The organism is Streptomyces sp. NPDC127108 (assembly GCF_042677545.1).
Classification (GTDB): Bacteria; Actinomycetota; Actinomycetes; order Streptomycetales; family Streptomycetaceae; genus Streptomyces.
Window position 1 is genome coordinate 158,417 of the sequence record NZ_JBHXTE010000022.1, and the last position, 9,548, is coordinate 167,964.

A 9,548-nucleotide genomic window follows, 5' to 3' on the forward strand; every position below is an offset into this window, starting at 1 on the left:
AGTGTGCGTCTGTACTGAAGACAACCGCTGGAGACGCCCGGTGAGTTCCCCAGATCCACAGGTTCGCGCAGCGCGAAACCCCGAAGACCCGACGCCGCCCGAGACGGGCGGAGGGCCGGACTCCGAGCCGGCGGAGGAGGCACCACCCTCGGTGGCGCCGCTGCGCGAGGGCTCCTCGTCCGCCTCCTCGCGCGGCCCCGTCGTCGCCGTCACCGGCGCGGCCACGGGCGTGGGCGCGCAGCTCACCGAGCGCCTGGCCGCGTCCGAGGAGATCAAGCAGGTCGTGGCCATCGACGAGCGCCGCGGTGAGTGCGCGCGGGCGCAGTGGCACATCCTCGACGTCCGGGACCCGGCGATCGCCGAGAAGCTGCGCGGCGTGGACGTCGTCGTGCACCTGGCGCTCGACCTCGACCTGGAGACCGACGCCGCCGCCCGCACCGCGTACAACGTGCGCGGCACACAGACCGTCCTCACGGCGGCCGCCGCCGCGGGCGTGCACCGGGTCGTCCTGTGCACCTCGGCGATGGTCTACGGAGCACTGTCCGACAACGAGCTGCCCCTCTCCGAAGACGCCGAATTGCGGGCGACCGCCGAGGCGACGGGTGTCGGCGACCTCCTGGAGATCGAGCGGCTCGCCCGCCGCGCGCCCCGCGCGCATCCCGGTCTGAACGTCACCGTGGTGCGGCCCGCGATCCTCGTCGGCGGCACCGACACCGCGCTGACCAGGTACTTCGAGTCGCCGCGGCTTCTGGTCGTGGCCGGGTCGCGGCCCGCGTGGCAGTTCTGCCACGTCGACGATCTGTGCAGCGCCCTTGAGTACGCCGTCGTGGAGAAGGTCGACGGGGATCTGGCCGTCGGGTGCGACGGGTGGCTGGAGCAGGAGGAGGTCGAGGAGCTGAGCGGGATCCGGCGCATGGAGCTGCCGTCCGCCGTCGCCCTCGGAGCCGCGGCCCGCCTCCACCGGATCGGGCTCACGCCGTCCCCGGCGGGAGACCTCGCCTACACGATGTACCCGTGGGTCGTCAGCGTCAGCCGGCTGCACGACGCCGGGTGGCGGCCGCAGTGGACCAACGAGGAGGTGCTCGCGGAGCTGCTCGAGGAGGTCGCCGGGCGGCGGACCGTCGCGGGGCGGCGACTCGGGCGCAAGGACGCCACCGCCGCGGGGGCCGCGGGGGCGACGGTCGCCCTGCTGGGTACGGCCGCCCTGGTGCGGCGGGCTCGGAAGGCTCGGCGACGGCTCTAGCGCTCCGCTGGTTCTGGGCGCCGCCCCCGGTGCCCGCAGCGGTAGCGGCACCGGCAGTCTGTAGGGACGTCCAAGTGGAGGGTGGCGGGGACGGGGGAAACGGCTATTCCTGGATGTCAGTGGTGTGCGGCACGATGGGGTCATGGCGCGTAATCCGATGGACCACCCCGGTGAGCAGGCTGCTGCCGAGCCGATTCGGCTGCTGGCGATCCGGGACACCCCGCTCTCGCTCGACGAGGTCTTCCAGGCCGTCGGGGACGCCTCCGCGGGCGGGACGGCGCTGTTCGTCGGGACGGTTCGCGATCACGACGGCGGCGCGGACGTCGACGAGCTGGGGTACTCCAGCCACCCCAGCGCCGAGGACGAGCTGCGCCGGGTGGCAGAGAAGGTCGTCGCCGACTTCCCCGTGCGCGCCCTGGCCGCCGTGCACCGGGTCGGTGATCTCGCCGTGGGAGACCTCGCGGTCGTGGTCGCGGTGTCCTGCCCGCACCGGGCCGAGGCCTTCGCCGCCTGCCGCAAGCTGATCGACGACCTCAAGCACGAGGTGCCGATCTGGAAGCATCAGCGGTTCTCCGACGGCCAGGAGGAGTGGGTGGGTGCGACAGCGTAGATGAGGCGTAGGCCAAGGGGCTCCGGTTGCGTAACCCGACCCCTGCCGTGAGCGTTGACGGAGCGGATGGTTAATCTGCTGATCAGTCAGTTTTGGTCGCTCATGGGGTCGGGAGGTCGACATGGCGTCGCTTGCCTGGTTGCTGATTCCGCTTCTGGCGGCGGTCGGGGCCGGTCTGTGGGCCGGTTGGGCCAATCGGAACCGCAAGAGCGGCAGAACCGGTGACATCAGCGAGCTGAACGGCTACGCGGCTTTCCGCGAGGCGATGGAGAAGTCCCACTCGGGCTCCGACACCCCTGCCTGATTCCGTACGGACCCGGTGCCCGATCCCGTACGGACGCCCCAGGGATACACCCACAGGACCGTCCCGTACTGTCGTTCCATGCCACGCCGCACTGCGACGATGCTCGCCTCCACCCTGATGCTGATCGCGCTGCTCTGCGCCGGAGTGCTCATCAAAGTGCCGTACTCGGAGATGTCACCGGGGCCGACGGTGAACACCCTGGGGGACCACGACGGCGAGCCGGTGCTGCAGATCTCGGGCCGCAAGACGTACCCGACGAGCGGTCACCTGAACATGACGACGGTCAGGGTGACCAGCGCCGACTACAAGATGAACCTCCCGGAGGCCGTGTACGGCTGGCTGGCGCACGACAACATCGTGGTGCCGCACGACACCCTGTACCCGAACGGCAAGACCGAGCAGCAGTCGACGCAGGAGAACGCGGAGGAGTTCAGCCAGTCCCAGGAGAGCGCCAAGGTCGCCGCCCTGAAGGAACTGAACATCCCCGTGAAGTCGCAGGTGGTCGTCTCCACCGTCTACAAGGACAGCCCGGCCGAGGGCAGGCTGCACGCCGGTGACGTCATCAGGAGCGTCGACGGCAAGCCCGTGAAGGAGTTCACGGACGTCGCCCAGCTCGTCAGGAAGCACAAGCCGGGCGAGCAGGTCGTGTTCGGCATCGTCCCCGTCAAGGAGGCGGCCGCCGCGGAGAAGGCCGACAAGCGGCCGGCCGCGACCGAGGAAGTGAAGATCACCACGACGAAGGCCGAAGACGACCCGAAGGTCGCGATGGTCGGCATCAAGGCCGGGACCGACCACACGTACCCGTTCACCATCGACATCAAGCTCGCCGACGTGGGCGGGCCCAGCGCCGGGCTGATGTTCGCCCTCGGCATCGTCGACAAGCTCACGCCGGGCGACCTCACCGGCGGCAAGTTCGTCGCGGGCACCGGCACCATCGAGGACAACGGCAAGGTCGGTCCCATCGGCGGCATCGAGATGAAGACCGTCGGCGCGCGCGACAAGGGCGCCGAGTACTTCCTGACGCCGAAGGACAACTGCGCGTCCGCCGCGAGCGACGTCCCCGACGGGCTCACGCTGGTCAAGGTGAACACCATCGAGGACGCCGTGAAGTCACTGAAGGCCATCAGCAAGGGCGACACCGCCGACCTGCCGAAGTGCACCACGAAGAGCTGACCGACGGCCGCGGCCGGGGCGGCGGACGCCGGCCCCGGCCACGTGACGTGCGAACAGGATCAGGAAGCTACTCCGCGAACGTCGCCGCCAGCGCCTCCGCGAGACCCGGCACCAGGTCCGAGCCCGTGAGGACGTCCGTCGCCGCGTCCTTCTCGCGCAGCCGCAGCGCCGACTCGCGGGCGCCGTCACGCAGCACCGCGACGGTCATGCGGACCTCCTGGCGCTCGGGGTGCTTGGCCACCCACTTCGCGAGCTGCTTCTCGCTCATACCGTCCGGAACGGACGCCTCCGCGGATGGCGGGAGCATCAGGCGCTCCACGCTCAGGGCGCAGCCGGCGACCGAGTCGGGCCAGGCGATGGTGCCGAGGAACTCGTCGAGGGGGGAGCCCGCGGGCAGCTCCTCCTGCTCGATGGGGGTCAGGGGCGCGGCGGCAGCGGCGTCGGCAAGGCCGAGGCGGTCCGCGAGGGTCGGCTCCTGCACGCGGAGCCGGGCGGTGTCGACGAGCGCGAAGAGCCGCGCGGGCTGATCCCAGCCGAGACCGGCCACATAGTCGTCGATTTCGAGCACTGCACGGGTGAGGGGACTCGCGGCCATCGGTGGGCCGGAGGAGGAAACGTTGGGCATGCCCAATATCCTGCCTCGTTCGGACCCGGGAACGGGAACTGAGTAAAGCGTCGGTAAGTTGCATGAGTGGGCTCTACGATCGCGGGGCCCGTTTCAGCCAGCCACAGCAACAGCTACAGCGAACTTCGAGGTGCGCACCTTGGCTTTCCAGATGCCGGACCGCGGCGGAGGCCCGACGGGGCCACGGATCAGAGTGGGCCGACCGTCCCGTCGTGTCCGGACCCTGCTCATGACGCTCGGCGTCCTGGCCGTCCTTGCCATGGCGTTCGTCATGTTCGCGGGATTCTGGACGGACTGGCTCTGGTACCGCTCCGTCGGCTATTCCTCCGTCTTCACCACGACCCTGTGGACCAAGATCGGCCTGTTCTTCGTCTTCGGTCTGATCATGGCGGCCGCAGTCGGCGTGAACATCTGGCTGGCGCACCGGCTGCGCCCGCCGCTGAGCGCCATGTCGATGGAGCAGCAGAGCCTCGACCGGTACCGCATGGCGATCGCGCCCTACAAGAAGTGGCTGCTGATCGGCATCACCGCTCTCGTCGGCCTGATCGCGGGCGCGTCCGCAGCCGGCCAGTGGCGCACCTGGCTGATGTGGGTCAACGGCGTCCCCTTCCACCAGAAGGACCCCCAGTTCCATCTGGACGTGTCCTTCTTCGCCTTCGACCTGCCCTGGTACCGCTTCCTGCTGGGCTTCGGCTTCGCCGCCGCGGTGCTCTCGGTGATCGCCGCCGCCCTGACGCACTACCTGTACGGCGGGCTGCGCATCACCAGCCCCGGCGGGCGGGCCACGGCCGCGGCCACCGGTCACCTCTCGGTGCTCATCGGCATCTTCGTGGCCCTGAAGGCGGTCGCGTACTGGCTCGACCGGTACGGCCTCGCGGTGAAGTCCAGTGACTTCAAGGCCACGGGCAACTGGACCGGTCTGCGCTACGTCGACGCGAACGCCTACCTCCCGGCGAAGACCATCCTGTTCTGCATCGCCGTCATCTGCGCGCTGCTGTTCTTCGCGACGCTGTGGCGCCGCACCTGGCAGCTGCCGGTCATCGGCTTCGGCCTGATGGTGCTCTCCGCGATCCTCATCGGCGGTCTCTACCCGGCCATCGTGCAGAAGTTCCAGGTCCAGCCGAACGAGCAGGCCAAGGAGTCGCCGTACGTCGAGAAGAACCTCGAGGCGACCCGCAAGGCGTACGGCATCGGCGGCACCGACGTCACGGAGTACCCCGGCGTCAGCCGGACCACCGACAAGACGAAGCTGCGCGACGACGTGGCGGGCGCGGCGAGCCTGCGCCTGCTCGACCCGAACATCGTCTCGCCGACGTTCCAGCAGCTCCAGCAGATGAAGAACTACTACGGCTTCCCGTCGAACCTGGACGTCGACCGGTACAAGTCGAAGGACGGCAAGGAGCAGGACACCGTCATCGGTCTGCGCGAGCTGAACCTGGACGGCATCCCGAAGAACAACTGGATCAACGACCACTTCCGCTACACCCACGGGTACGGAGTGGTCGCGGCCAAGGGCACCGAGGCCGACGAGCAGGGCCGGCCGAAGTTCACCGAGTCCGATCTGCCGTCCAAGGGCAACCTGGGCAAGTACCAGCAGCGGATCTACTACGGCGAGAAGACCACGCAGTACTCGATCGTCGGCGGTCCCCAGAAGGAGATCGACTACTCCGACGACGACGGCGAGAAGACGACCAGCTACAAGGGCAAGAGCGGCGTCAACCTCTCCAACCCGCTCAACAGGGCGGCGTACGCGGTGTCGTTCGGCGAACCGCAGATGCTGTACTCCGGAGCGATCGGCGAGGGCTCGCGGATCCTGTACAACCGCACGCCCAAGGAGCGCGTCGAAGCGGTCGCCCCCTGGCTGACCATCGACGGCGACGCCTATCCGGCGGTCGTCGGCAACAAGATCCAGTGGATCGTCGACGCGTACACCACGACGAACGGCTATCCGTACGCCTCGCGGACCACGCTCGGCGACACCACGGCCGACTCGCTGACGGCGAAGAACAACCAGCGCGCGGTGGTGGCCCAGCAGAACCAGGTCAACTACATCCGCAACTCGGTGAAGGCGACCGTCGACGCCTACACCGGAGACGTCAAGCTCTACGAGTGGGACACCAAGGACCCCGTCCTCAAGACGTGGCGCAAGGCGTTCCCGGACACCGTCAAGGACAAGAGCGAGATCTCCGCGGACCTGATGGACCACCTGCGCTACCCGCAGGACCTGTTCAAGGTGCAGCGCGAACTGCTCACCCGCTACCACGTGAAGGACGCCGAGACGTTCCTGAGCGGCAGCGAGGTGTGGCAGGTGCCGGACGACCCGACGAACCAGACGTCGAGCGCCGTCCCGCCGTACTACCTGAGCATGAAGATGCCCGGCCAGAAGCAGCAGGACTTCTCGCTGACGACGTCCTTCAATCCCAACGGCCGGGACAACCTGAGTGCCTTCATGTCGGTCAACGCCGAGGCGGGGACCGATGACTACGGCAAGATCAGAATCCTGAAGATGCCGTCGAGTACGACGGTCGACGGACCCAAACAGGTCCAGAGCAAGTTCAACTCCAATGAAGCGATCGCGGAACAGATCAGACTTCTCAAGGGCGGCGACTCCGAAGTCGACTACGGAAATCTGCTCACCGTGCCGTTGGACGGAGGACTGCTCTACGTGGAGCCCGTCTACGTCAAGGGCGGCGGGCTGAAGTATCCGCTCCTGAAGAAGGTCCTCGTCACCTACGGCAACAAGATCGCCTTCGAGGACACCTTGGACAAGGCGCTCAACGTGGTCTTCGGTACGGATGCCAAGACGCCCACCGAGCCACCGGACAAGGGCGAGGATCCTGACAAGCCCGACAAGGAGAAGCCACCGAAGACCGGGAACGCCAGTCTCCAGAAGGCCATCGACGACGCCCAGAAGGCGATCGACGAAGGCAAGGAGGCCCTCAAGAACGACGACTGGGAGGCCTACGGCAAGGCGCAGCAGAAGCTGCAGGACGCCTTGCAGCGGGCCGAGGACGCCCAGACCAAGTCGTAGCGCGCGGGCAGCGCACGGGCCCCACCTCGCGCCGTGGTACGGTTGCCACACAACGGCGCGGGGTGGAGCAGCTCGGTAGCTCGCTGGGCTCATAACCCAGAGGTCGCAGGTTCAAATCCTGTCCCCGCTACTGAAACGAAGGCCCGGATCCTCTAGAGGATCCGGGCCTTCGTCATGTGCCGGTCCGGTCCCGGCGCGATCAGTGCCTATACCCGTGGCCCATGCCATCGGTGTGGGGTTCGTGCGAAGAGTGGTCCGGGCGGGGGGAGTTGAGCAAAGCTGTGTTTCACTTATCTCTCTGTGGGCATGTCGACAAAACGCTGAAGTGACCTCAATGGCTGCGGTATACCAGGTGTACCCAGGTTGCAGGTGGTGCGACGATGGACGTTATGGGGGACAAGGCAACTCTGTTGGAGAGTGGGCGGTTTGCGCAGCCGGCCGAACGGGAGGATCCCGGGTCGGCCGCTGAGGAGATGCGGCACCGGCTCGCGGCCGAGGCCGGAGACGTGGACGCGATGAGCGTTCTCGGCAGCCTGCTGCTGCGCCGCGGTGATCTCGACGGTGCCGAATCCTTGCTGCGGGCCGCGACCGCGGCCGGTGACCGTGCCGCCGCCAACAACCTCGGCGTCCTTCTGCATCAGCGTGGATATGTCGATGAAGCGGCAGGATGGTGGCGCATCGCCGCCGTCGCCGGTTCCGCCGCGGCGGCGCACGCGCTCGGCCGCCACCACCGCGAGCGCGGCGACGAGCCCGCCGCCGAGTACTGGCTGCGGCAGTCCGCCGAGCAGGGCCACACGCTGGGGGCGTACGCCCTCGCCGACCTCCTGGAACACCGCGGTGACGTGGGCGCGGAGCGCTGGATGCGCACGGCGGCCGAGCGCGGCCACCGCGAGGCGGCGTACCGCCTGGCGCGGGTGCTCGACAAGCGCGCGGAGCGGGAAGGGCCGGGGGAGTCCGGTGTCCGGACCGGGACCGGTCTGCGCCCCGCGCTGTCCGCGGTCTCCGGTCAGCCGGGTCAGCCGGGTCAGTCCGCGCGCCCCGGCGCGGGTGGGCGGATCGACGGCTCGAAGCCCGGTCTCGTACGCCCCGACATGGGGGCGCGCATCGGGAACATGCGCCCTGCCAGTGGTGCGCGCTCCGGTGACGCGCGCTCTGACAACGGACGCAAGGACGGTGTCCGGGCGGGCGGCGCCGACGCCCGGCGCGGCGGCGACCGCGGCCTCTCGCTCACCGACGAGGCCGAGCAGTGGTACCGCCAGGCGGCCGCGCGCGGACACCGCAGGGCGGCCCTGCACCTCGGCGCGATCCTGGAGCGGCGCGGCGACCTCAAGGAGGCCGGGCGCTGGTACCTGACCTCCGCCAAGGACGGCGAGGCGCGCGCCGCCTGCGCGCTCGGCTTCCTGCTTCGCGACGCGGGCGACGAGGAGAACGCCGCCGTGTGGTGGCTGCGGGCCGCCCAGGACGGCGACGGGAACGCCGCCAACGCCCTGGGCGCGCTGCACGCCGAGCGCGGCGAGACCCAGACCGCCGAGCGCTGGTACCGCGCGGCCATGGACGCGGGCGACAACAACGGCGCGTACAACCTCGGCCTGCTCTGTGCCGAGCAGAAGCGCACCGCGCAGGCCGACCAGTGGTACCGCCGCGCCGCCTACGCGGGGCACCGCGAGGCGGCCAACGCGCTCGCCGTGCTGCTGCTCCAGGGCGGCGACGCGGCCGGTGCCGAGCCGTGGTTCTCCAAGGCCGCGGAGGCCGGCAGCGTGGACGCGGCGTTCAACCTCGGGATCCTGTACGCGAGTCGGGGTGACGACACCGCGGCCCTCAAGTGGTACGAGCGGGCCGCCGCGGCCGGGCACACCGAGGCCGCCCTCCAGGTCGGCACGGCGCGGCTGCGCGACGGCGACGAGCGGGACGCCGAGCGGCACCTGCGGTGCGCGGCGGGCGGCGGCAGCGCGGAGGCGGCGTACCGGCTCGGCACCGTGCTCGACGCGCGGCGTCCGCCCGCCGGGCCGCCCGCGCTCGGGGAGCCCGCCGCACAGAAGACCGAGTGCGAGGAGTGGTACGAGCGCGCGGCCGAGCAGGGGCACCGGCGGGCCCAGGTGCGGGTCGGGATGCTCGCCGCGGGCCGGGGCGACGTGGTCGAGGCCGCGCGCTGGTACCGGCTCGCCGCGGAGGCGGGGAGCCGGAACGGGGCGTTCAACCTGGGGCTGCTGCTCGCCAGGGAGGGCAGTGAGCCCGAGGCCGCGCTGTGGTGGACCCGGGCCGCCGACGCGGGGCACGGGCGGGCGGCGCTGCGGCTCGCGCTGCTGTACGCGCGGCGGGGGCAGCTCACCGAGGGGCAGCGGTGGGCGTCGCGGGCCGTGGAGCTCGGGCCCGCGGAGGTCGCCGAGCGCGCCGCGCGGCTGCGTGAGGCGCTGCGGCAGGAGCTCACGGCGTAGGTTCAGGAAGCGATTTGCGCTGGTCGTGGGCCTGGCGTACTGTTGGGTTCACCGACGCGGGGTGGAGCAGCTCGGTAGCTCGCTGGGCTCATAACCCAGAGGTCGCAGGTTCAAATCCTGTCCCCGC

Annotated in this window: 7 protein-coding genes and 1 tRNA gene; 7 read left to right on the forward strand and 1 reads right to left on the reverse strand. The window is 69.9% G+C overall.

The annotated features are described in order from the left end of the window. Positions 1 to 40: 40 nt before the first annotated feature. From ACFVHO_RS20480 to ACFVHO_RS20495, 4 genes are all read left to right on the forward strand, one after another. Positions 41 to 1,243, forward strand: coding sequence for an SDR family oxidoreductase (locus ACFVHO_RS20480; protein WP_385716270.1), 1,203 nt, complete (start codon positions 41 to 43; stop codon positions 1,241 to 1,243). Between the two features lie 142 nt (positions 1,244 to 1,385). After that, a complete protein-coding gene (locus tag ACFVHO_RS20485; protein ID WP_385716273.1) occupies positions 1,386 to 1,853 on the forward strand; it encodes a molybdenum cofactor biosynthesis protein MoaE in 468 nt (155 codons plus the stop codon). Positions 1,854 to 1,974: 121 nt separating this feature from the next. Then, complete coding sequence (locus ACFVHO_RS20490) at positions 1,975 to 2,157, forward strand: hypothetical protein (RefSeq protein ID WP_289946054.1); 183 nt, start codon at positions 1,975 to 1,977, stop codon at positions 2,155 to 2,157. A 78-nt stretch (positions 2,158 to 2,235) separates the two neighbouring features. Beyond that, positions 2,236 to 3,330, forward strand: a complete 1,095-nt coding sequence (locus tag ACFVHO_RS20495) for a PDZ domain-containing protein (RefSeq protein ID WP_385716276.1) — start codon at positions 2,236 to 2,238, stop codon at positions 3,328 to 3,330. 67 nt (positions 3,331 to 3,397) lie between these two features. Here the strand turns inward: ACFVHO_RS20495 and ACFVHO_RS20500 are convergent, their stop codons facing one another. Next, entirely contained in the window at positions 3,398 to 3,955 is a 558-nt protein-coding gene (locus ACFVHO_RS20500; protein WP_385716279.1) for a PPA1309 family protein, read from the reverse strand. A 151-nt stretch (positions 3,956 to 4,106) separates the two neighbouring features. Between ACFVHO_RS20500 and ACFVHO_RS20505 the strand changes: the two genes are divergently transcribed. The 3 genes from ACFVHO_RS20505 (at position 4,107) to ACFVHO_RS20515 (ending at position 9,421) form a co-directional block, all read left to right on the forward strand. Beyond that, positions 4,107 to 6,986, forward strand: coding sequence for a UPF0182 family protein (locus tag ACFVHO_RS20505; protein WP_385716317.1), 2,880 nt, complete (start codon positions 4,107 to 4,109; stop codon positions 6,984 to 6,986). A gap of 56 nt (positions 6,987 to 7,042) precedes the next feature. Then, positions 7,043 to 7,116: transfer RNA gene (locus ACFVHO_RS20510), tRNA-Met, on the forward strand. A gap of 343 nt (positions 7,117 to 7,459) precedes the next feature. Further along, positions 7,460 to 9,421, forward strand: coding sequence for a tetratricopeptide repeat protein (locus tag ACFVHO_RS20515; protein ID WP_385716281.1), 1,962 nt, complete (start codon positions 7,460 to 7,462; stop codon positions 9,419 to 9,421). Positions 9,422 to 9,548: the final 127 nt, after the last annotated feature.

What these genes read in the sequence shown, in the direction of transcription:
- ACFVHO_RS20485 (WP_385716273.1), top strand. Translation starts at nt 1,386, where the DNA reads ATGGCGCGTAATCCGATGGACCACCCCGGTGAGCAGGCTGCTGCCGAG.
- ACFVHO_RS20490 (WP_289946054.1), top strand. Translation starts at nt 1,975, where the DNA reads ATGGCGTCGCTTGCCTGGTTGCTGATTCCGCTTCTGGCGGCGGTCGGG.
- ACFVHO_RS20495 (WP_385716276.1), top strand. Translation starts at nt 2,236, where the DNA reads ATGCCACGCCGCACTGCGACGATGCTCGCCTCCACCCTGATGCTGATC.
- ACFVHO_RS20500 (WP_385716279.1), bottom strand. Translation starts at nt 3,955, where the DNA reads ATGCCCAACGTTTCCTCCTCCGGCCCACCGATGGCCGCGAGTCCCCTC.
- ACFVHO_RS20505 (WP_385716317.1), top strand. Translation starts at nt 4,107, where the DNA reads ATGCCGGACCGCGGCGGAGGCCCGACGGGGCCACGGATCAGAGTGGGC.
- ACFVHO_RS20515 (WP_385716281.1), top strand. Translation starts at nt 7,460, where the DNA reads ATGCGGCACCGGCTCGCGGCCGAGGCCGGAGACGTGGACGCGATGAGC.